The 20,916-nt window shown below is 65.1% G+C and carries 19 protein-coding genes; 5 read left to right on the forward strand and 14 right to left on the reverse strand.

All coding sequences use genetic code 11. The features are described 5' to 3' along the window. Positions 1-4 precede the first annotated feature (4 nt). Together P1K30_RS04555 and P1K30_RS04560 are read right to left on the reverse strand one after the other, a co-directional pair. Positions 5-745, reverse strand: a complete 741-nt coding sequence (locus P1K30_RS04555; RefSeq protein WP_275631481.1) for an SDR family NAD(P)-dependent oxidoreductase — start codon at positions 743-745, stop codon at positions 5-7. 35 nt (positions 746-780) lie between these two features. Continuing rightward, the gene (locus P1K30_RS04560) at positions 781-1,524 is read right to left on the reverse strand and encodes a GntR family transcriptional regulator (RefSeq protein ID WP_275631482.1); all 744 of its coding nucleotides are present in this window, start codon (positions 1,522-1,524) and stop codon (positions 781-783) included. 167 nt (positions 1,525-1,691) lie between these two features. Here P1K30_RS04560 and P1K30_RS04565 point away from each other — a divergent pair, with 167 nt between their 5' ends. From P1K30_RS04565 to P1K30_RS04580, 4 genes are all read left to right on the forward strand, one after another. Continuing rightward, complete coding sequence (locus P1K30_RS04565) at positions 1,692-2,714, forward strand: sugar ABC transporter substrate-binding protein (RefSeq protein ID WP_275631483.1); 1,023 nt, start codon at positions 1,692-1,694, stop codon at positions 2,712-2,714. A gap of 112 nt (positions 2,715-2,826) precedes the next feature. Further along, positions 2,827-3,864: an ABC transporter permease gene (locus tag P1K30_RS04570; RefSeq protein WP_275631484.1), complete on the forward strand. Its 1,038-nt coding sequence runs from the start codon at positions 2,827-2,829 to the stop codon at positions 3,862-3,864. A 16-nt stretch (positions 3,865-3,880) separates the two neighbouring features. Continuing rightward, positions 3,881-4,843 (forward strand): ABC transporter permease, encoded by a 963-nt coding sequence (locus P1K30_RS04575; RefSeq protein ID WP_275631485.1) that lies wholly within the window; start codon positions 3,881-3,883, stop codon positions 4,841-4,843. A gap of 1 nt (position 4,844) precedes the next feature. Then, a complete protein-coding gene (locus P1K30_RS04580) occupies positions 4,845-6,362 on the forward strand; it encodes a sugar ABC transporter ATP-binding protein (protein ID WP_275631486.1) in 1,518 nt (505 codons plus the stop codon). 489 nt (positions 6,363-6,851) lie between these two features. Here the strand turns inward: P1K30_RS04580 and P1K30_RS04585 are convergent, their stop codons facing one another. Further along, complete coding sequence (locus P1K30_RS04585) at positions 6,852-7,058, reverse strand: hypothetical protein (protein WP_275631487.1); 207 nt, start codon at positions 7,056-7,058, stop codon at positions 6,852-6,854. 521 nt (positions 7,059-7,579) lie between these two features. Between P1K30_RS04585 and P1K30_RS04590 the strand changes: the two genes are divergently transcribed. Continuing rightward, positions 7,580-7,801, forward strand: coding sequence for a hypothetical protein (locus P1K30_RS04590; RefSeq protein WP_420852127.1), 222 nt, complete (start codon positions 7,580-7,582; stop codon positions 7,799-7,801). A gap of 78 nt (positions 7,802-7,879) precedes the next feature. On the opposite strand, the gene P1K30_RS04595 is transcribed toward P1K30_RS04590, so the two are convergent. From P1K30_RS04595 to P1K30_RS04645, 11 genes are all read right to left on the reverse strand, one after another. Continuing rightward, complete coding sequence (locus tag P1K30_RS04595; RefSeq protein WP_275631488.1) at positions 7,880-8,497, reverse strand: hypothetical protein; 618 nt, start codon at positions 8,495-8,497, stop codon at positions 7,880-7,882. 266 nt (positions 8,498-8,763) lie between these two features. Continuing rightward, positions 8,764-9,093, reverse strand: coding sequence for an L-rhamnose mutarotase (locus P1K30_RS04600; protein ID WP_275631489.1), 330 nt, complete (start codon positions 9,091-9,093; stop codon positions 8,764-8,766). Between the two features lie 11 nt (positions 9,094-9,104). Continuing rightward, positions 9,105-10,211 (reverse strand): mandelate racemase/muconate lactonizing enzyme family protein, encoded by a 1,107-nt coding sequence (locus tag P1K30_RS04605; RefSeq protein WP_275631490.1) that lies wholly within the window; start codon positions 10,209-10,211, stop codon positions 9,105-9,107. 129 nt (positions 10,212-10,340) lie between these two features. Beyond that, positions 10,341-12,005 carry a hypothetical protein gene (locus P1K30_RS04610; RefSeq protein ID WP_275631491.1) on the reverse strand — a complete coding sequence of 555 codons (1,665 nt, stop codon included), beginning with the start codon at positions 12,003-12,005 and terminating at the stop codon, positions 10,341-10,343. Beyond that, complete coding sequence (locus P1K30_RS04615) at positions 12,002-13,333, reverse strand: NAD(P)/FAD-dependent oxidoreductase (RefSeq protein WP_275631492.1); 1,332 nt, start codon at positions 13,331-13,333, stop codon at positions 12,002-12,004. Before P1K30_RS04615 ends, P1K30_RS04610 begins: the two co-directional genes overlap by 4 nt. 17 nt (positions 13,334-13,350) lie before the next feature. Beyond that, the gene (locus tag P1K30_RS04620) at positions 13,351-14,340 is read right to left on the reverse strand and encodes a lysylphosphatidylglycerol synthase transmembrane domain-containing protein (protein WP_275631493.1); all 990 of its coding nucleotides are present in this window, start codon (positions 14,338-14,340) and stop codon (positions 13,351-13,353) included. 1 nt (position 14,341) lies between these two features. After that, complete coding sequence (locus P1K30_RS04625) at positions 14,342-15,361, reverse strand: glycosyltransferase family 2 protein (protein ID WP_275631494.1); 1,020 nt, start codon at positions 15,359-15,361, stop codon at positions 14,342-14,344. A 343-nt stretch (positions 15,362-15,704) separates the two neighbouring features. After that, positions 15,705-16,121: a DUF3830 family protein gene (locus P1K30_RS04630; protein WP_275631495.1), complete on the reverse strand. Its 417-nt coding sequence runs from the start codon at positions 16,119-16,121 to the stop codon at positions 15,705-15,707. A 16-nt stretch (positions 16,122-16,137) separates the two neighbouring features. Further along, positions 16,138-18,987 carry an FAD-dependent oxidoreductase gene (locus P1K30_RS04635; protein WP_275631496.1) on the reverse strand — a complete coding sequence of 950 codons (2,850 nt, stop codon included), beginning with the start codon at positions 18,985-18,987 and terminating at the stop codon, positions 16,138-16,140. 4 nt (positions 18,988-18,991) lie between these two features. Next, the gene (locus P1K30_RS04640; protein ID WP_275631497.1) at positions 18,992-19,888 is read right to left on the reverse strand and encodes a dihydrodipicolinate synthase family protein; all 897 of its coding nucleotides are present in this window, start codon (positions 19,886-19,888) and stop codon (positions 18,992-18,994) included. Then, a complete protein-coding gene (locus tag P1K30_RS04645; protein ID WP_275631498.1) occupies positions 19,885-20,913 on the reverse strand; it encodes a phosphotriesterase family protein in 1,029 nt (342 codons plus the stop codon). Before P1K30_RS04645 ends, P1K30_RS04640 begins: the two co-directional genes overlap by 4 nt. Positions 20,914-20,916 lie beyond the last annotated feature (3 nt).

Here is a 20,916-nt window from a genome sequence, read left to right on the forward strand (position 1 = left end):
CCCCTCAGCCGAACTGCAGGCCGCCGTTCATGTCGATGGTCAGCCCGGTCATGAACCCGGCCAGCGGCGAGGCAAGGAACCGCACCGTATGCGCCACCTCTTCCGGCTCGCAGAACCGGCCGACGGGAATCGCCGCCAGCTGGCGTGCACGGTCCTCGTCGGACAGCTGGTTCATGATCATCGGCGACACGACATAGGCGGGGGCGATGGCGTTCGCGGTGATTCCGGTGCCGGTCAGTTCACGCGCGGTGGAATAGGTCAGGCCCACCAGCGCGGCCTTGGACACCGAATAGGCGGTGCCCGCCGTCAGCCCGCCGGATTTCCACGCATAGGACGCCATGTTGATGACCCTGCCCCAGCCCGCGTCCTTCATCCCCGGCACCACCGCCTGCGTCAGCAGCATCGCGGCATCCAAGTTCACGGACATCAGCGCGTGCCAGTCTTCCAGCGTGATCCCGGCCAGCTTGTGCGGCGTCAGGATGCCGGCGTTGTTGACCAGAATGTCGATGCGGCCGTGCTTGCCCAGCAAATCGGCCGCCAACGCCTGAAGCCCCGGCCCGTCGGACAGATCGGCAACGGCGGCGGAACAGTTCGGCCCGACGTCGGCGCACAGCGCGTCCAGCGCGTCGGCGTCCCGGTCCAGCGCGATCACCTGCGCGCCTTCGGCCGCCAATGCCGTTACCACGGCGCGGCCAATGCCGCCGCCCGCGCCGGTGACCAGCGCGGTCTTGTCCTGAAGCTCCATGAAGTTCCTCCCAGTGGTCCTGTATGTGCGCCCGTTCAGACGGGCAGCTGTTTCCTGTCCTCTTCCGGCATCTGGTCGAAGATGACGAATGCCATGTCGAGGTGTGTGGCCAGCGCCTCCTCTGCGCCGTCCACGTCGCCCCGGTCGAGCGCGTCCAGCACCGCGAGGTGCTCGGTCAGGACGTCCGGCAGACGGTCCGCCTGCGCCCAGTAGCGATAGAATCGGGTCAGCGAGACCTTCGCCGCCTGTATTGCGTCCCACACTCCCGCGCGGCCCGAAAACCCGGCCAGCGTGCGGTGAAATTCCTCGTCGGCAAGAAAGAACCCGTCGGGGTCCTCTGCCGCGATCACCTGTCGCTGCTTTTCCACGATGTCGCGCAGCGTCTGGCTCATCTCGGGCGTCCAGATCGCGGCGGTCTCGCGCAGCAGCGCCAGTTCCAGCGAACGGCGGATGAAATGGCTGTCGCGCAGATTGCCCAGCCGCAAGGGCGCGACGTAGCTGCCGCGCTGAGGCAGGATGTCGACCAGCCCCTCTTCGGACAGCCGCTGAATCGCCGAACGCACCGGCGTCCGCGACACCGCGAACTGGCGACAGATCGAATTTTCGCTGATCGGCGCGCCGGGCGCGAGCCGAACCTCGATGATCGCGCGGCGCAGCGCGTCATGCACCTGATCCGAAACCGAGCCGTTCCGGCCAAGCACAAGCTCCAGCTCTTCCAGCCCTTGCGCGCTGGCGCCGAACAGCTTGCCGCGCGGGCCCTGTGGCGGTGGCTTGGTCATGGCGTCGATCCCCTGAGACCTCGGTTTGGATGCTATCAGCAAGTTTCGACTTGCCAACTTGTATACAAGCATACTAGGGTCCGACCAGCGAAAGCAAGTGGACAATGGAGGGTCCACGAAAACCGAGGCCGGATTGTCCGCCCCGGTTCGACAAGGAGGAGATCACCATGAAAAGTCTTTCCCGCAGCGCGGCTGCGATTGCCCTTCTGTGCGCCGGCGCCACCGTGGCCAGCGCCGCCGACGACAGCACGCTGGCGCTGGTTCCCGGCGGCCCGCACCCCTATTTCGCCGCTTGGGAGCAGGCAGGCGTCGATGCCGCCGCAGACCTTGGCCTTGGCGAAGCCAGCTACAAGATCCCGCAGAAATGGGAACTGGCGCAGCAGAACCAGCTTCTGGAAAGCCTTCTGAGCCAAGGCTACAACGGCTTCCTGATCTTCCCGGGCGACCCGGTCGGCGCCGTGTCCACCGCCGAAGAACTGGCGGGTTTCGGTTCTCCGATCATCGCGGGCGGCGGCTGCTACAAGGATCCGTCGCCGGCGGCGTTCTGCCTTGGCACCGACACCGGCAACTCGGCCTATCTGGGCGCGAAAGAGCTGATCAAGGCGATGGGTGACGGCGAGAAACGGATCGCCCACTTCACCGGGTTCCTCGTCGACCCCAACACGCAGCTGCGCATCGACGCGGTGCTGAAGGCCGCCGAAGAGGAAGGCGCCACCGTGGTGCAGGTGATCGCCGATATCGACGCGCCCGAACCGGCGGAAGAGAAGATCAACGCCTATCTCGCCGCCAACGCGGGCGAGGTCGACGGGATCATCGCCACCGCATGGGTGCCGGCAGTGGTCGCCGCCAACGCGCTGCGCCGCATGGGCACCGATGACATCGCGATGGTCGGCATCGACCACGACGAGGCGGTGATCAGCGCGATCAAGGACGGCGTGATCGACGGCACGATGATCCAGAACCCTTATGGCCAAGGCTATATCGGCGCCTACGCGCTGGACAAGCTGCGGTCGGGCTGCACGATCAAGGACGACGCGCCGTTCGGGTCGAACGCGCTGACCGAGAAGTTCATCGACAGCGGCACTGCCTATGTCGATGCGTCGAACGCCGACAGCTATCTCGACACGATGCGCGCCGAAACGGACCGGATTCTGGCCGACTTCGACGCGACCTACCTGAACTGCGAGTAACGACAAACGGGGCGGCAAGGGGGCTCTCCCGGCCCGGCCGCCCCGCTCCCCTGCCGCCGGTGCTGAGCGCATCGGCGGCCCATTTTCCCGACCGCACGAGACCTGCCGCCCCATGACGCTGCAAGACGCTTCCTATTCCACCGGCTCGGACAGCCCGCTTGGTCCCCGGACCGGCCTGTCGCGCAGCCGGTTCTTCCTGTCGAACGAGTTCGGCCTGATCCTGCTGATCGTGATCTTCGCGATCATCTTCGGCTTCGCCACACGCGGCTTCTTCTCGCCGTTCAACATGTTCGCGCTGGGGCGAAACTCTGCCGTGAACATCATGATCGGCCTGTCGATGATGAGCGTCATCGTCACCGGGGGCCTGAACCTTGCGGTGGGCGCGATGGGCGTCTGCGCCGCGATGGCGACCGGCTGGATGATCGAGGGGCTGGGCCTGCCCTGGCCCGTGGCGGTCGCCGCCGGGCTGGCCTTTGGCGCGCTGCTGGGCTGGATCAACGGCTGGACGGTGGTCCGCACCGGACTGCACAGCTTCATCATCACGCTGGCGACGATGAGCATCTTTTTCGGCGTCATGATCTTCCTGACCAAGGCCGAGGCCTTCCGCGAACTGCCCGGCGCGTTTTCCGACTTCGGGCGGGCCCGGGTGATGGGCTATGTGTCGCCGCTTCTGCTGGTGACGCTGGCGGTCGCGGTCGTGCTGGCGTGGCTGTACCGCGGCACCGTGCTGGGGCGCGAGATGCTGGCGGCGGGCGCCTCGCCCGCGGCGGCGGAACTGTCGGGCATCCGCGTGGGCCGCATGGTCATCCTGTGCCACATGCTGTCGGGCGCTCTGGCGGGCATCGCCGCGCTGATGCTGGTGGCGCGCAACGGCGCCGCGATCCCGTCGATGGCGGGACAGCTGGGACAGGACTGGCTGCTGCCCGCCTTCCTTGGCCCCGTTCTGGGCGGCACGCTTTTGCAGGGCGGCAAGGTGTCGGTGCTGGGCACCGTGCTGGGCGCGTTCCTTGTCACCATGCTGACCAGCGGCCTGCTTATGCTGCAGATCGGCGCCTTCTGGGTGCAAAGCTTTCTTGGCCTGATGCTGCTGGTCGCCGTCCTGCTGGACAAGGCCCGCCGCAGCTATCTTGCCCGCCGCAACCTTGCCTGAGACCGGAGCCGGACCCATGCAACAGATCTCTCGCCTGTCCCGGACCGACTGGTTCGGCCCGCTGCTGGCCACGGTGCTGGCCATCGTGATCATCGGATCGCTCAGCAGCAACTTCCTGTCGTCCTACAACATCCAGATCCTGCTGTTGGCCATCGCGGTCAACGCGCTGATCGCCTTCGCGCAGATGATCATCATCGCCATCGGCCAGATGAACCTGTCGGTCGGCGCGATTGGCGGTCTTGCCGCGATCTCGTTCGCCGGCATGATGGAGGTCTGGGGCCTGCCTGCCCTGCCCGCCGCCCTGCTGGCGCTGGTGATCGGGCTGCTGTGCGGCGTGCTGAACGGCGTGCTGGTGCGGATCACCGGCATCTCGGCCTTCGTCATCACGCTGGCGACGCTGTCGATCTACAAGGGCATCAACCTTGGCATCACCGAGGCGCAGCCGTTCTACGGCGTGCCAGACGCGGTGAAGGCCTTCGGCGCCGCGACCATCGCCGGACCGATCCCGTGGCTGCTGGCGCCCACCATCGTGGCCACCGTTGTGCTGTGGTACATGCTGCGCCGCCTGCCGGTGGGCCGGTTCATCCTCGCCGTCGGCAGCAACGACCATGCCGCCGGTCTGTCCGGCATCTCGGTCAACGCCACGGTGATCATCGCGCACGGCATCTCGGGGGTCCTTGCCGCGCTGGCGGGCATCCTTGTGGTCGCCCGGCTTCAGATCGGGCAGCCGTCCATCGGCGACGACTGGCTGATCCTGTCCTTCGCCGCCCCCGTCATCGGCGGCGCGGTTCTGGCAGGCGGGCATGTCAGCGTCACCGCCACCGCCCTTGGCGTCGTCATCGTCGCGATCATCACGCAGGCGCTGGTGCTGTTCTCGATCGACCCGTTCCTTGTGCAGGTGGTGCTGGGCGCGCTGATCCTTGCCGCCGTCGGCCTGAACAAGCTGCGCGCCCGCGACACCGCGAAAGGAACCCTGTGACATGACCCCCATCTTCGAAGCCAAGGGCGTCCAGAAGGCGTTCCCCGGTGTCATGGCGCTGAAGGGCGTCACGCTGTCGCTGCTGCCCGGATCGGTGCACGCGCTGCTGGGCGAAAACGGCGCGGGCAAGTCCACGCTGATCAAGGTGATCACCGGCGTCCACCAGCCCACCGCCGGCACCCTGCTGCTGGACGGACAGGACACCCAGTTCCACAACCCCCGCGATGCCATCGCCAAGGGCATCGGCGTGGTCCACCAGGAACGCAACCTGTTCCCGCGCTTCTCGGTCGCCGAGAACATCTTTCTGGAACAGATTGGGTCGAGCTATCTCAAACCCGTCGACTATGCCCGGCTGAACCGCGAGGCGCGGCGCTGGCTGGACGCGCTGGAACTGGACATCGACCCGGCCACCCCGGTGTCGGACCTGTCCGTCGCGCGGATGCAGCTGGTCGAGATCGCCAAGGCCCTGTCGCTGCAAAGCCGGGTGCTGCTTCTGGACGAACCCACCGCCTCGCTCACCTCGTCCGAGACCGACCGCCTGTTCCAGATCGTCCGCCGCCTGCGCGACGACGGCACCAGCCTTGTTTTCGTCAGCCACAAGCTGGAAGAGGTGCAGGAGATCTGCGACCGCGTCACCGTGCTGCGCGACGGGGCCAATGCCTGCGAAAGCCGCTCGATGGAGGGGGTGACCCGCCACGACCTTGTGCAGATGATGATCGGCCGCGCCGAGGGCGAAGGCGCATGGCGCGCCCGCGACACCTCGGCCCAGCCCGAGGTGCTGGGGCTGACCGGCGTCTCGACCGCCCTCGGCCACCGCGACGTGTCGCTGTCGGTACGGAAGGGAGAGATCGTGGGGCTGTATGGCCTTGTCGGCGCGGGCCGCACTGAACTCGCCAAGTCGATCCTCGGCCAGTCCGCCGTCACCGGCGGCGAGGTGCGGGTCGACGGCAAGCCCGTCCGCATCCGGTCGGTGTTCGAGGCGATCCACACCCACGGCCTTGGCTATGTCAGCGAGGACCGCAAGACCGAGGGCCTGATCCTGCAGCATTCGGTGCTGGCCAACGCGGGCGTCCCGATCTGGCGCAAGCTGGGCGGCGCGCTGGGAACACTGACCGACGGCAAGATCCGCAACGCGGTGCTGCCGTATCTTAGGAAGCTCGAGGTCAAAACCCCCAGCCTGTCACAGACCGCCGCGAACCTGTCGGGCGGCAACCAGCAGAAGATCTCGGTCGCCAAATGGCTGGCGGCGGGGGTCCGGCTGTTGATCGTGGACGAGCCCTCGGTCGGGATCGACATCAAGACCAAGGCCTACCTGCACGAGCTGCTGCGAGAGCTGGCGGACAATGGCACCTCGATCCTGCTGATCACCAGCGACCTCCCCGAAATGATCGCCGTCGCCGACCGCATCGTGGTGATGGACGGCTACCGCGTCACCGGAGAACTGCCGAACACCGGAGAGTATGACAGCGTGAGCCGGGCGGTGATGGACCGGATCCATGACATGGGCGAGGTTGGGTAGTGGGGGTGGCCGGGGATGGTTGCGGGGGCCCAATGCGCCGGACGACCGGTCCCGAGAGCAACTCGGAGTACTACAGCCATTCAAATTGCCGCCGGATCATTCCTCTGTCAGAACTTTACCAGGGCAAGAGGCGTAGTGGGCAACCAGGCCCCGGACAATCAAGTGAGTCGCGAACTAATCCTTTTACATCAGATTCTCGTCCGCCTAATATTCCATGTTCTAATATCTCGTCGATATCGGCACGTGTAGCATTTTCAGGTATTCGCACAGTGCCAACCAAGCAAGCATCTATTTCCACAATCTCGATCGTTTCCGATCCATCCTCGCCCCTAATCGTGACCTTACAGAATACGATATCGTCACCTATCGATACCATATCTCTCTGGACTTGTAGCTGATGATCAGGTCTGGGGACGAATTCATCTGCAGACACCGAATTGCTCGGAATCCACAGGCATAGCAAGAGTGCGCCACCGTTGAGATAGAGTCTCATCCCTTCTCCAACGCCCTGAGAACTTTTTGTTGCCACGTGCGCCACTCCTCTATTTTTGGTAGTTCCTCAAGCGTCTTGGTCGATTGGCTTTCGTCCCAGCGAATGAAGCCTTCCAGTACCACACGCTCGGCGGGCGGCGCATACACATTGTATCGGGATATCTCTCCTACGAGTGCATCCCTAGCCGCCTGACGATCAGCCACAAAACGTTCCTTTCTCTCGGCAAGATGTTCGACTGATTTCTCAGTGCCAAGTAGACCTTTCTCATGCGTAGCGATTTCGATCAGCCGCCGCCAACAAATTACGTATGCCGAAAAAAGTGCAGATATACTTTCCCGTAGGGCTTGCCTTCGTTCAATAATAACTTTCCGCGCAAGGTACCGATCCTGCCAACGCGGAAATACTATTGATGCTAATAGCCCCCCCCAATAAGATCGAGAGCAGCGCAGGCACCCAATCTGCCAAAACAATTTGCAATGGAGCATGCTCCTGCAGTGGCTCGGTCCACCATCTCATACAAATTCAAAGCCCCGTTTCTGTTTGGTCCCAGCCATGCCGCCATAGCTAGGTTCACCTACCAGCCCATACCCAATGCTAATAAAAAGAACGCAATTTTCCTGAGTAGAGTGTACTACCGTTTTGTCTCCATCCAAGCCCCAAACTTCGGCAATACTGCTCTGTCGACTTCCAGGCCAAGCTCCAGAAGCGCGGCATCCTTGTCTCCATGAGTGGCAAGGGAAATTGTTATGACAACGCGGAGGTGGAAACCTTCTTCAAGACCATCAAGTCGGGGCAGATGTGGCCAGTCGTCTGGCATTCCCGCCGGCAGCCGGAAAATGCCGTCGCCAGATACATCGACGGGTTCTACAATCTCGTCGGACGACATTCATCGCTCGAATTCCAAAGCCCGATCGCCTTCGAGCGAAAGGCCCGCGAAGTGAGCTAAACGCTGTCCACAAAATCCGAGCAAGGAGAAGGTGCGGCCACCTCCTCAGCCCAGCCCCCCGCTAGCCTACGGGTCGGTTCAGTACCGCTTGCACATGTCGTCCAGCTGGTACGCGATGCCCACCGCCTGCACTCGCGTTGGGTAGATCACCTTGGCGATCCGCAGCACGCAGAGACCAACCTGGGCGGTCATCTTCATGCTGAAGTCCAGCATCAGTGGATCACTGTGCAGATAGATTGCCAGCATCTGCTTCCCGCCATCTGGCAGGTCCACGATGTCAGAGTTCATGGACGCGCCCCGCTCGTTGGGGTGCCCGCCGTAGTCAATCGTCTGGTCATAAAGTTGAGTGTAGATACCGCCCAGCTTGGCATCCGCCGCAATCAGACCATCCGCGACGGCGCGATGGGTGAACTCCCTCCGCACCGCCTTCATCGTGTCAGGGGTATCGTGGCGGTCCATCCACCGCTCCCACCGGGCTTGGTCGTTACCGATGAAGTGTCCGTACCCCGCCTGCTCCAGACCGGCTCGCAGCAGAGGCTGTAGCTCGTGTAGCTGCCCCGCCATGACCGCACCCACGGAGGCGAGGTAGGCGGAATGTGCCCGCAGCAGGAACCCCAACGGCAGGAGCGGCTTCGGGTCAATGGCCCCGTCCAGCAGCTTGCGGAACATACCGTCGATAGCCGTGAGGTCGAACACCTCCGACCGCCGGTTCGCGAAAGTCGCGTACTGATTGCCCCGGCAGGCGTCGAGGTATTGGGTGACGGGGTCGTTTCCCCATCCAGGGGGTGGAGGTAAGGAGTCGCCCATAGCTGCGCCGCTTACCACATATTGAGGTTAAGTGGCAGGTATTGCGTCGAAACCTCCATAGCAGCGACAATTCTCACTCTGCACTGCCGGCGTCCGTAACGCCGGACTCAAAGCTCTAGGACCTAGATGCATGGCGCAGCGAACGTCAGCCCCCCTCAATCCACATGAAACACCTCTTCCATCCCGGCCCACCATTCGCCCTCGGCGCGGGTCTCCAGAGGGACCTGCATCGGGTCGGTGATTTCCCACCAGCGTTTGGTTTCTGGGTCGGCGGCGATCTTGGCGGTGTCTGCCTCCCAGTCGGTGCCGTGGTATTCCATGTAGGCGAACAGCAGGTTCTCGGGGCGGCGCAGGAAGATGGTGAAGTTGCGGATGTTGCTGGCGGCGATGCGCTCCAGCACGCCGGGCCAGACCTCGGCGTGGATGCGGGTGTATTCCTCGATGACCTCGGGCTTGATGCCGATGACCTGTCCGATGCGGATCATGTGCGGGCTCCTTACAGGTGGGTTGTGAATTCGGCGACGGCGCGGCGGGCGATCTCGTCCTCGTCCCAGTCGATGCCGATGCCGGGGGTGTCGGGGGCGTGGGCATAGCCGTCCTTTATCCGCAGGCGGTCGCCGACGATGTCGTCCAACTGCGGGATGTATTCGACCCAGACCCCGTTGCGCACGGCGCAGACCAGCGAGGCGTGCAGTTCCATCAGGAAATGCGGCGCGACGGCAAGCCCGTGGCACTCCGACATGTGCGCCACCTTCAGCCAAGGGGTGATGCCGCCGATCCGGCCCGCGTCGACCTGTATGACCGAGGCCGCACCCCGCGCCACGTAGTCGGCGAAGTGGCGGATCGAGTACAGGCTTTCCCCCACCGCCACCGGCATCGGCGCGATGCGGGCAAGCTCGGCATGGCCCTCGACGTCGTCGGCGGGCAGCGGTTCCTCGATCCACGCTAGGTCGTGTTCGGCCAGCGCCAGCGCGCGGCGGCGGGCGGCGTCGCGGCGGAAGGCCTGGTTCGCGTCGGTCATGATCTCGTATTCGGGGCCCACGGCATCGCGCACCGCGCCCAGCCGGTGGGAATCCTCGGCCGCCGAGGGCTTGCCGATCTTCACCTTGCTGCCCTTGAAGCCCTTCTGCTTTGCATCCAGCGCGTCCTCGACCAGCGCCTGTACGGGCAAATGCAGCCAGCCGCCCTCGGTCGTGTAGCAGGGCGCCTTGGGCTTCGCGCCGCCCGCCAGCCGCCACAGCGGCAGCCCGGCGCGGCGACAGCGCAGATCCCACAGCGCGGTGTCCACCGCCGCCAGCGCGATCGAGGTGATCGCCCCAACGGTCGTCGCGTGGGTGAAGAATTCGAGGTCGGTCCAGATCGCCTCGACCTCCTCGGCCTCGCGTCCCAGCAGCCGGGGGGCAAGGTGGTCGGACAGCTGCCGCATCACGGACGAGCCGCCGGTGCCGATGGTGTAGGAATACCCCTGCCCGACCGCGCCGTCGCTGTCGGTGATCGTCACCAGCGGCGTCTCCTGGCTGACGAAGGACTGGATCGCGTCGGTGCGCTGCACCTTCGGCGCAAGGTCCACCATGCGCAGGGTGATTTTCTCGATGGTTGCCATTGCCTCGGCCGCCTCCTCACGGCCGGGCGCGGACGGCCGCCGCGCCCCTCCTCCAGAGACGACGCTAGAGAACCGGCGGCGCGGACGCCACCGGGTTTTCGGGCAAAGGACTGTTCATTGCTTTGCAGCCTAGCTGGCGCCGGGCACGCGGCGGTACACGCGCCAGATCGCGTTTTCTGCGACCACCTCAAAGCCATCCTCGACATAGGCACCATAGGCGTCCCACATCAGCCGCGTCGCGTCCGAGAAGCCCAGCTTCGGCACCATGACCACCTCTGCCCCGGACAAAAATGGGTCGGCAGGTGGCATCGTTCCTTCCGAGATGTTTCTTCCCGGATGGAACCATATGTGGATGTCCTTCATCGGCGGCGCGCCGACGAACATCGGGAATGGGTTCAGGAAATCGAAGGCGATGATCCGCAGGTCGGTGAGCTCGTTTTCTTGCAGCAACGTCACGCCGCTGTCGATCATCTCAAGCATTTCGCCTTGGGAATACGTGTGGGTATAGCGGTCAGAGCCGATCAGCCGCCCTGTCACGAACGCCTCTTCCGGCGTCGACGCAGCAGCGACAGCAGACAGTGCGCTATTGCGGGTGTCCCCGACATAGTACGTCTCGAACCCCGGATAGCCGATCGCAACGGAACCGTCATCGGCGTTACGGGCAAAGGTCAGCGTGGACATCGCCGTCTGCGCCATGTGCGGCACTGCGAAGATCGCGAACAGCAAAGCCGGCAGTTCCGGGCGCGGCGGACCTGTGTGGATGCGGGCGCCAAAAAGAAACAGGACGGCCAGCAAAAGCGGGCCGTTTGGATGGTGGTTCTGACCCAGGATGATGATCGCGGCGACAGGCACAAACAGGAACACGGCTATGTCGTACAGCGTCGGACGCGCGACGGTCAGCAAGTAAACCGCCAGCACCGCGACCAGAAAGAACTCTGCTGCGTTGTCGATAATCAGCCCGACGAAGCCGCCACGTACCACGCCCGAGGCCGCCCCCGCCTCGCGGATGTCGTTGACGTACGCGCCAAGGCCTAGCCCCGCGAGGCCTGAAATTCCCACCAGCGCCAACGTGATCGCCCCGGCGGCGAACGCCGTCCACCGGAGGCGCGGCGCGATCAGGAAGGCCATCGCAAGGAAAGCGCCCCCAAAGGCGAAATAGGTGACCTTCAGCCAGAACAGGAAAAACAGCAGTGCCGCCACGAAAGCGACGTCCAGCGCCGTTCTCCAACGCGATCGGTTGGTGTCGCGCGGTGCGATCCCCAATAGCATAACCGTGGACAGGATCGGCCAGCCCCAACGGTTGTAGTGCATCGACTGGTTCGACCACAGGCCGGGCCAGCCCGGCTCCATCGGCACGACGATCAGGACGAAGACCCAGACCGAAAACAGCGCCGCAAGGATCGCGCCGACCCGCGCCTGCGCCATGATCATCGCCATCGGAGTGACGATGACCGCCAGCAGGACCGACGCGAATTCCATCGCGCCGCCGAACTGCCCCAGCGCCTGCCAACCAAGATAGGGCAGCCAGTAGGACATGAAGCCAAGCGGCGAGCGGAAATCGATACTGGGCCATTGGCCCGCGTCGATCCGGTACGCGCCTTCCAGAGCGATCAGCACGTCGCCGAGATACGCGCCGGAATAGGTTGCCCCGGGATAGAGGAACACGGCAGAGAGGATCACGGCCACGACCGCCAGAATGACCCACGCCAAAGCATAGTTTCGGTCAAGCCGGCCCAATGCCCAAGGCTTGGCCCCGTTCGGCTGGTTCGCCGAAAGGCCGTTGCGCGGGATCACACCGCCTCCTCAAGCCGGCTCGCAAGCTCGGAGCCAAGGCGCCGGCCTTCGCGGATGGCATAGTTGGTGCCCCGGTCCTCTGGATAGATCTGCGCCATTGAGCAGACCCAGAACCCGTCACGGGGCCCTGCCTCGGCGGGAATTTTGCTGCCGTAAGCTTTGCCCACGACCGGCTGCGACCAGCGTTCGCGCCAAAGATGATGCTTGTGAATCCAATCCTCTGAGAACTCGGGGAACATCTCTTTCAGGTAGGGCAAAGAGAAGTCCAGCGCTTCGTCCGCGTCCATCGAGTACATCGCATCCGTGTGCGGAAGGTACTTGGACAAGTACACGATGTGGCTGCCGCCGTATGTCTCTGCCCGCTCGAAATTGGTGTGCTCAATCACCGCGACGAAAGGGAAACTCGGGTCGTTGACGTTCAGCCAGTACGTTTCGGACAAGGACCGCTTCAGTTCGAGAACGAGACAGACGTTCGACAAATAGTCGATGCCGTTCAGGCGTTCGACGTAACCCGGTTCGGCCCAGCCCTTCACCATTTCGCCGATCAGGGGCAGCGCCGGGGTGGCGACGACCTGATCATAGGTCTCGGTTCCGTCGGGTGTCGTGACCTGCCAGCGACCGTCCTCATCGGGCCGCACCTCGGTCACGGGCGCATTCAGCAGGATCCGGCCACCCTTCTCGTCCACGATGTCGGCCAGTCGCTCGGCAAGACGCACGAAGCCGCCAGTCAGGTACGCCAACCGTTCCTCGCCAGCCTGCCCGCGACTGGAGCCCCGCAGTTTAAGTTTGTTCCACATCCACACCGCGGAGACCTTATCGGCATAGGGACCGAACTTGCCCTCGAGCAACGGTTTGAAGACGACGTCGAAAACGCGCTGGCCCGCCATACTACGAAGCCAGTCGTACGCGGTTATGTTCTCAAGCTGCTTCCAGCTTTCGATCTTGCGCACCTTCAGCGTCAGCAGGCCCAAACGAATCCGGTCGGGAAACGACAATGCGGTGAACTTCAGCAGGTCCATCGGCGTCGACAGCTTGAAGAACTTGTTGCCGTAGTACATCCCGGTGTTGGTCGGGTTGATCACAACAGAGTCAGTCATGCCGATCTCTTCGATCAAATCCATCACCGCCAGATCATTGGTGAACCAGTGGTGATAGAAACGGTCCAGCCGCTCGCCGCCCACGTCGAAAGCCGATGCAAGACCGCCGACTTCGTCCGCCGCCTCGTAGACGGTGACGGTGTGCCCCGCTTGCGCAAGCTCGTACGCGGCCGACAGCCCAGTGAAGCCGCCGCCGACGACCGCGACCGATTTCGTGTTACCCGATGTCATTTACTCTACCCAATTCCTCAAGAAACGTCCTGCGCCGCCCGTCGTGCTCCGGGTGCGGCGATCACCAACCACAACCCGCCGACCAGCGTCGCGGGCAGCCACAGAGCGGCATGGACAAGCAGCGCATAAGCCGTGGCGGCCGAGACCGCGTTGCCGATGGACGTCATCGCCTGGATGACGAAATAGTCGAAGGTGCCTGCATAGCCCGGAGTGCTGGGAATAAGCGTCGCGAGGGTGCCCACCGGCAGTGCCAGCCAGCCCCCCATCGCATCCGCGATTGCGGGAAGCGACTGCGCGACCGAGTAAAACACCAGTCCCTCGAACAGCCACGCCACCACCGACCAAGCCAGAAGACGCGGCATCACCGCGCCCTTCGATAACCAGATCGCAGTATCGAGGACGCTCGTCGCGTGGCCGTCGACCCAACTGCCCACCTTGGGCGACAGCCGCCCCAACAACCGCACGCCCCAAGTCACCAGCGGCCGGAACACCTGTGGGAAAAGCAGCACCAGCAATATGCCGAATGCGATCGCGATCAGTGCCCCCGCGCCCAAACCCAACAACGCCATCGTGTCCGGCTTGAAATACAAAAGCGCGCCGCCCATCAGCATCAGAAGCACCAGAAGGTCCAGCAGGCGCTCGACAACCAGTGTGGCAAGAACCTCGGCCCCGCCGACACCGATCCGGCGGCGAAACGCGAAGACCCGCAGGATGTCACCCGCACGAAACGGCAGCACGTTGTTTGCGGCGATTGACGCCATGAACGGCCCCGCACAGGTGGCCCAGCTTACCGTCGGGTTGTCCCGCTGCAGCATCGCGCGCCAACGCGCGATCCGGCAGGCATACCCGGCAAAAAAGACCGCGACCGCAGCGACCAGCCAACCAATGCGCGCCTCGCTAAGATCGGCAAGGAAGGTCTGAAAATCCAGCTGGCGCACGATCAGCCAGCAGAAAAAGGCGGCGACGGCGAAGCCGACCGCCAGATGACGGGCTTTTCCGGCAGTCATGTCAGTCTCCTACCGCCGTGGCGCGTTCCAGCGCCGCTACCGGCCGGGGTGCCGTTACATGAGGCTCGAAGCCGATCCGCTTCTGAACGATGTACAGAGGGCGACGCTTTACCTCGCGATAGATCTTGCCGGTGTACTCGCCGAGAATCCCAAGACAGACCAACTGTACCCCACCGATCAACAGCACCGCGATCATCAGCGCCGTCCAGCCTTCGACGAAGTTGTCGGTGAAAATCCGCATGAACAGGGCATAGAAGATCCCTAGTACCGCAAAGAAGGCGAACAGCACCCCAAGCGTGATCGCCAACCGCAGCGGCACCGTCGAGAACGAGATGATGCCGTCCGCCGCGAACATGATCATCTTGCGCAGCGGGTACTTCGACACACCTGCATGGCGCTTGGCGCGACGGTATTCGATGGCGGTTTGCTCGAACCCGACCCAAGACACCATTCCACGCACGAACCGGTCACGCTCTGGCATGCTTTTCAGCGTGTCGACCACGGGACGGCTCATCAGACGGAAGTCGCCGGTGTCCAGTGGGATCGGCACCTCGGAAAGTCCGTTCAGGACGCGGTAAAAAGCGCGGGCAGTGGATAGCTTGAAGGCGGACTCCCCCTCCCGCTCGCTGCGGGTGCCGTAGACAACGTCGAACCCCTCGCGCCATTTCGCGATCATCTCGGGAATAACCTCGGGGGGGTCCTGAAGATCGGCGTCGATCAGAACGACGGCATCGCCGACAGCCGCGTCGATGCCGGCGGTTACGGCAATCTGGTGCCCGAAGTTGCGCGCGAAACTGAGGACGCGAACGGCATCATGCTTCTCTGCCAGTCCTTCAAGGATTTGCAGCGTGCGGTCTTGGCTTCCGTCATCGACACAGATGATTTCTGTACGGCAATTCTCGAACCCCGACGACACGGACAGAAGCCGATCTATCGTGACGGAAATCACTTCTTCTTCGTTGTAGCAGGGCACAACGATCGAAATTAAGCTTTGCGTCCCTCCGGGAGCGTTCGTAATCATAAAACCAGTCCAATTCCCGCCGCAATTGCCTTAATTTAGCTCTAGTTGCCCACTCCATCAACCCGAGCCGCGAACCCGCCCGTTCTGTCGCCTGCTACCGGAAAGCAATCTTCTCGATTACATTTCCGACACTTAGCATACACGCGCACCGCTCTAACGCAGCCAATCAAGCTTCGCTGCACCTGCATTCTCTGCACGATCAGAAACGTGCAGGCAACATGCGCCAATAAATTATGCAAATGCACCGCACGTGGCCCGAAAACCTTCGGACCACGTCGCAACAATCATGGTCAATTCGCCTGACTGGAAACGCGAGCCGCTTCTGGCCGCCGCCGCGTGCGGCCTACTCCGCCAGTTCGAAGCGGATGTCCTTCGCGCCTTCCCACAGCACGAGGTTGCCCAGCTTCATCAGGTTCTCGTGGCCGCTGGTCAGCGTGATGAAGTGGTTGCCCGCCAGCTGGCCCATCTTGGACGAGAAATCGACGCCGCCGTAGGCCAGCAGGATCTCGGTCTCGGAGATACCGCCGGGGTACAGGATGATGTGACCCGGCGCGGGGTGCGAGGTGTGGTTTTCGTAGCCGACCCCGAAGTCATGGTCGCCCAGCGGAATCCACACGCCCTCGCCCGACCACCGGACGTGGACGATCTGGCTTTGATACGGCAGCGCCTTGCGGAAGGCGGCGCAGGTCTGGGGCGCGGCCTCTTCCTCCAGCTTCGCGTCGAAGGTGTAGGGTCCGGCGTGGATCACGAGCTTGGTCATTGGGTCTTCCTTGCAGTCAGAAACGGTCGAAGTCGAAGGGGGCAAGGTCCTGTCGGGCCCTGCCGTGAAGTGCGAGGGACGCCGCCTCGCGGCCCATCAGGGGGCCAAGGGTGTAGCCGTTGGCGGAGGCCGCCACCGCGACACCGGGCACGCCCGGAAGCGCCCCCAGCAGCGGGGCGCCGTCGATGTCGATGTTCATCGCGGCCCAGCTGCGCAGCACGCGCAGGCCACCGACGGCGGGCACGCTGCGCGCGGCGACCCACAGGTTGCCCTCCAGGCTGTCGGGCAACACCTGCGGCTGGCCGGACGGCCCTGTGCGCGCGGTCCATGCGCCACCGATCAGAACGGTCCCGGCGGCGGTCTGCTTCATGGTCAGGTGGCGGTCGGCATGGGCCAGCAGGCAAGGCAGGATCGGTGCGGTGCGTTCGGTCACCACCATCTGCAGCGGCGCGCCCTTGACGGGGATCGGCGCGCCCAGCATCCGGCCCAGTTCGCCAGACCAGCCACCCGCCGCAAGAAGCAACCGCTTCGCGTGGACGACCCCGCGCGTGGTCTGCAGGTGGTGACCGTCCGACGTGGCGGCGATGGCAGTTACGCCTGCCTGCTCCTCGAAACGGACGCCGGCGGCGCGCGCGGCGGCGATCAGCGCGTTGGACGCGGCCAGCGGGTTGATCTTGCCCTCGCCCGGACACCACGCGGCGGCGACCATGCGGTCGGACACCTGCGGCGCGATCTGGCGCAGGCGGTCGGGGCCGATTACTTCGGTGTGCACGCCCAACGTCGCCTCGGACGCGGCCTTTTGTTCAAGGAACGGGATCTGCGCCTCGGATTCCGCGACCATCAGGCCGCCGGTCACCGACATCTCGAAATCCGCGCCAAGTTCGCGTTCCAGGTCGCCCCACAGCGCGATGGATTCCTGCTGTAGCGGCAGGGTCGCCAGTTGCAGGCCGCCGCCGCCCACCGCCTTAGCGCCGAAATCCCACGACAGCAGCTGCAGGTGAAGGCTGCCGGCATTGCCGCCCGAGGCCTCGGCGTTCAGGCGGCCCCGGTCCAGCACGACGACGCTGGCGCCTTCGCGGGCGGCGAACAGCGCGGCCGAGATGCCGGTAACGCCGCCGCCGACGATGGCAAGGTCGGCTGTGATCTCGCCGAAATCCGCTGCCTCGCCCGCAGAGGGCCGGGCCGAGGGGCTGCTTTCCCGGTGGCCGCCCCATTCGGGCTTTTCCACGGTCAACGCCGCGACGGGCACCGGCCTGACGGGGATCTGCGGCGCCAGAAGCGTCTCGGGCGCGGTGTCCCTGCCCGCCTCTGCCAGCAGCCGTAGTGCCGCGGGAACGCAGTAACGGCCCTGACAGCGGCCCATGCCAAGGCGCGTGGCGCGCTTGACGGCGCCGGGGTCGGTGGCCCCGGCCGCGATAGCGGCGCGGACGCTGGCGGCGGTCACCGCCTCGCACCGGCAGACGGTTGTCTCGTCAGGCACCGGCGCGCGCGGCGGCGCGTCGAACAAGGTCCACAGCGCCGACTGGAACCGGCGGGCCCGGGCCATCCGGCGGGCGTGCGACGGGTCGGCGGGAAGATCCTTGCCGAGGTATCGCGCCACCCCATGCGCGGCCAGCGCGCCCTGCGCCTCGGCCACGCGCGCGCCGCCCATGCTGCCCGCGTCGCCCGCGACCCAAAGCCCCGCGACGGCTGTCGCGCCGTCGTCTTCGCGGATCACGAGGGGTGCGCGCGTTCGCGGGTCCAGTCGCAGCGGAGCGCCCAGAAGGCGGGCGATTTCCAGTTGCGGCGCAAAGCCTTCACCGATGCAGATCGCGTCGGCGGCGATGGTTTCGGTGCGGCCGCTGGCGATGTGGCGCAGCACGGCGCCGTCGGCCTTTGCGTCCCCCGTCACGGCGGCGACGTCCCAGCCGGTCCTCAGGGGCACGCCCGACCGCCGCATCCCCAGCCGATAGCGCAGCCCGTCCAGCGCCAGCCCCGGCGCGGCCAACCCGGCCCGCAGCAGCGCCCCGCGATCCGCCACCGCGGCACGTTCCAGCACCGTGACAACATTGCCGCCGAGCTGTTTGATTTCATGTGCCAATTGCCACGCGAGGGGTCCGTTGCCCGCGATCAAAACCCGCTTGCCCGGCACCACCCCGTAACGGCGCGCCAGCGTCTGGGCCGAGCCGATGCTTTGCACCCCCGGCAGCGTCCAGCCCGGCACCATCGCGGGCACTTCGTAAGCGCCGGTGGCAAGGATCACCGACCGCGCCGCGACGGCCAGCCCGCCGTCGCCCCCCAGCGACCGCAGGTCGAAACGACCCGCTTCGTCCGCGCGGGCGAACCAGACGGTCTGGCCACCCGCAATCCGCACGCCCGCGTCGGTCGCGGCTTGGCGGCGCGCATCGCCTTCGCGGTGCTGGGCGTCGGCGGCGGCCCCGCCCCGAAAGCCCGCGCTGCGCGGTTTATAGTACTGACCGCCCGCGTCAGAGCGTTCGTCCAGAACCAGCACCTGCAGGCCTGCCCGCGCAAGGCGCGTGGCCGCGGCCAGCCCGGCCGGTCCGGCCCCCAGCACGGCGACATCCACGGTCACCTGCTCAACATCAAGCGGCGCGCCCTCGGTCGCGACGGAGGGCGTCGCGCGGTCGTCCTGCGCCTCGATCTCCATGCCATCGCGCAGCGTGGTCATGCAGGCCAGCCGCCCGGTCCGGCCATCGACCTTCACCGCGCAGTCCTGGCACACGCCCATGCCGCAGAACGGTCCACGCGGCTGCCCGTTGCCGCCGGTGCCGAACCGCGTCACCTGTGCAGCCGAAAGGGCGGCCGCGATGCTGTCGCCCGGCCGCCCTGTCAGCTGCTGTCCATTCCAGCGAAACCGTAAAGTCATCGGGTCAGACCCGTTCCTCCTGCATCAGGCCCGTGGCCCGCATCGCGCGCAACAGTTCGGGCATGTCCTCGGGCGGCAGCGGGAGGCGCGGCGCGCGGGGATTGCCGGTGTCCATGCCCATCAGCTTCAGCGCCGCCTTGGTGGCCGAGACATAGCGGTGACCGCCCACAAGCCGGATCATCGGCAGGATCTCATGGTACAGGGCCCGCGCCGCGTCATAGTCCTGCTTGTCCGCGGTCAGGGTGAACAGGTCGGCGCATTGCCGGGGCAGCACGTTCGACGCCACCGCGACCCAGCCGACCGCGCCGTTCACGAAGCTTTCGAAACCCATGATGCCGCCGAACACCGTCATCCGGTCGCCGCACATGTCGATGATGTCGCGCACCCGCGTGACGTCCATCGTGGACTCCTTGATGTAATCGACGCCGTCGATCTCGGACAGCCGCGCGACGATCGGCGGCGTCAGGTCGACATTCGCCGTGGCCGGGTTGTTGTAGATCATGATCGGCAGGCGCGTCGAGGCGGCGATGCGCTCGTAGTGGCGGTACAGTTCGTCCTCGGTCGGGGTCGAATAGAACGGCGGGATGATCAGCATCCCCTGCGCGCCCACGTCCTCGGCCATGCGACAGTTTTCGATCACGTCCTCTGTCCGCTCGGCCCCGGCCCCGATCAGCACCGGCACCCGGCCAGCGGTGGTGTCGACGACGCAGCGGGCCACGGCCTCGCGCTCTTTCGTGGTCAGCGACAGGAATTCGCCGGTCGAGCCAAGCGGCATAAGGCCATGAATGCCCTCGGTGATCTGCCAATCGGTATAGCGGGCCATCGCGCCGGGATCGAAGGCGCCCGCATCGTCATAGGCGGTCACCATCACCGAATAGGTGCCACGAAATTTTGCCGTCATGGGGCGGTCTCCTTCAAGGTAAGCAATCGGACCGGGGTGTCCCGGAGCAGCGCGCCGATCAGGTCGGCGCCGAAATCCAGCCGCTGCATAAGCGCCCGCACGTTGCGCAGGATATGGCCATAGCCATGCCCGCCCCAGCGGCGCAGACGGGTCTTGGTGCAGATGTCGTGCGACACCAGAATTCGGTCGGCGAAACCGCGCGCGGCAAAGTCGCGGATCAGCCGCAGGCGGCCAAGGTCGGTGGGCAGTTCGACGTCGTCGGTCATCCAGTAATGCGACTGTTCGATACCGAAAAAGTCCCATTCCACGTTCGCGCCCCGCTGCAGCAGCGGTTCGATCCCGGCGCCATCCGGGTGGGTCCGGTCCATGTGACACAGCACGACCCGTGACAGATCGGCGCCGTTGGCGGCAAGGATGTCCAGGATCTGGCCGCAGGCGTCGGGATGCCGCCCCGGATGAACGCTGATCGCGGCGCCGGTGCGGCGCTGCGCGTCGGCGGATGCCTCCAGCGCGCGGGTCTCGGATGGCAACAGCGGCCATGAACAGCCGATCTCGCCGATCAGCCCGGCACGCAGGCCGGTGCCGTCGGCGCCGTCCAGAACCTCTGACGCGAACCTGTCGGCCAGCAGAGCGACCGGCATCGTGCGGATCTCTGGCGTCATGTAGGCGTCCACGTAGGTGCCCGCCGCCGCGACGACATGCACGCCGCTGTCGCGCGACGCCTCGGCCAGCCCGGCCATGTCGCGGGCCAGACCGAAGACGCTTTGATCCACGATCAGCGACCCGCCGTCCGCCGCATAGGCCGCCAGTTCCGAAGCCGCGACCGCGCGGTCTGTCTGCAACGCGTTCCGGGCTGACTCGTTCGAGCGGTAGTCCATTTGCCAGCGGTCCTCGATCCCGATCGGGCCGTCGCGGTCCCCGTCCAGCCCCGGCGGCACGATGTCGAACAGCACATGCTCGTGGAACATCACGGGTCCCACCGCATCGGGCGTCACATCGCCCAGAACTGTCCGGATAGAAGCCACCAC

It is taken from the genome of Psychromarinibacter halotolerans, from assembly GCF_029168315.1.
Lineage (GTDB): Bacteria > Pseudomonadota > Alphaproteobacteria > Rhodobacterales > Rhodobacteraceae > Psychromarinibacter > Psychromarinibacter halotolerans.

What these genes read in the sequence shown, in the direction of transcription:
- P1K30_RS04555 (WP_275631481.1), bottom strand. Translation starts at nt 745, where the DNA reads ATGGAGCTTCAGGACAAGACCGCGCTGGTCACCGGCGCGGGCGGCGGC.
- P1K30_RS04560 (WP_275631482.1), bottom strand. Translation starts at nt 1,524, where the DNA reads ATGACCAAGCCACCGCCACAGGGCCCGCGCGGCAAGCTGTTCGGCGCC.
- P1K30_RS04565 (WP_275631483.1), top strand. Translation starts at nt 1,692, where the DNA reads ATGAAAAGTCTTTCCCGCAGCGCGGCTGCGATTGCCCTTCTGTGCGCC.
- P1K30_RS04570 (WP_275631484.1), top strand. Translation starts at nt 2,827, where the DNA reads ATGACGCTGCAAGACGCTTCCTATTCCACCGGCTCGGACAGCCCGCTT.
- P1K30_RS04575 (WP_275631485.1), top strand. Translation starts at nt 3,881, where the DNA reads ATGCAACAGATCTCTCGCCTGTCCCGGACCGACTGGTTCGGCCCGCTG.
- P1K30_RS04580 (WP_275631486.1), top strand. Translation starts at nt 4,845, where the DNA reads ATGACCCCCATCTTCGAAGCCAAGGGCGTCCAGAAGGCGTTCCCCGGT.
- P1K30_RS04590 (WP_420852127.1), top strand. Translation starts at nt 7,580, where the DNA reads ATGAGTGGCAAGGGAAATTGTTATGACAACGCGGAGGTGGAAACCTTC.
- P1K30_RS04600 (WP_275631489.1), bottom strand. Translation starts at nt 9,093, where the DNA reads ATGATCCGCATCGGACAGGTCATCGGCATCAAGCCCGAGGTCATCGAG.
- P1K30_RS04605 (WP_275631490.1), bottom strand. Translation starts at nt 10,211, where the DNA reads ATGGCAACCATCGAGAAAATCACCCTGCGCATGGTGGACCTTGCGCCG.
- P1K30_RS04615 (WP_275631492.1), bottom strand. Translation starts at nt 13,333, where the DNA reads ATGACATCGGGTAACACGAAATCGGTCGCGGTCGTCGGCGGCGGCTTC.
- P1K30_RS04620 (WP_275631493.1), bottom strand. Translation starts at nt 14,340, where the DNA reads ATGACTGCCGGAAAAGCCCGTCATCTGGCGGTCGGCTTCGCCGTCGCC.
- P1K30_RS04625 (WP_275631494.1), bottom strand. Translation starts at nt 15,361, where the DNA reads ATGATTACGAACGCTCCCGGAGGGACGCAAAGCTTAATTTCGATCGTT.
- P1K30_RS04630 (WP_275631495.1), bottom strand. Translation starts at nt 16,121, where the DNA reads ATGACCAAGCTCGTGATCCACGCCGGACCCTACACCTTCGACGCGAAG.
- P1K30_RS04635 (WP_275631496.1), bottom strand. Translation starts at nt 18,987, where the DNA reads ATGACTTTACGGTTTCGCTGGAATGGACAGCAGCTGACAGGGCGGCCG.
- P1K30_RS04640 (WP_275631497.1), bottom strand. Translation starts at nt 19,888, where the DNA reads ATGACGGCAAAATTTCGTGGCACCTATTCGGTGATGGTGACCGCCTAT.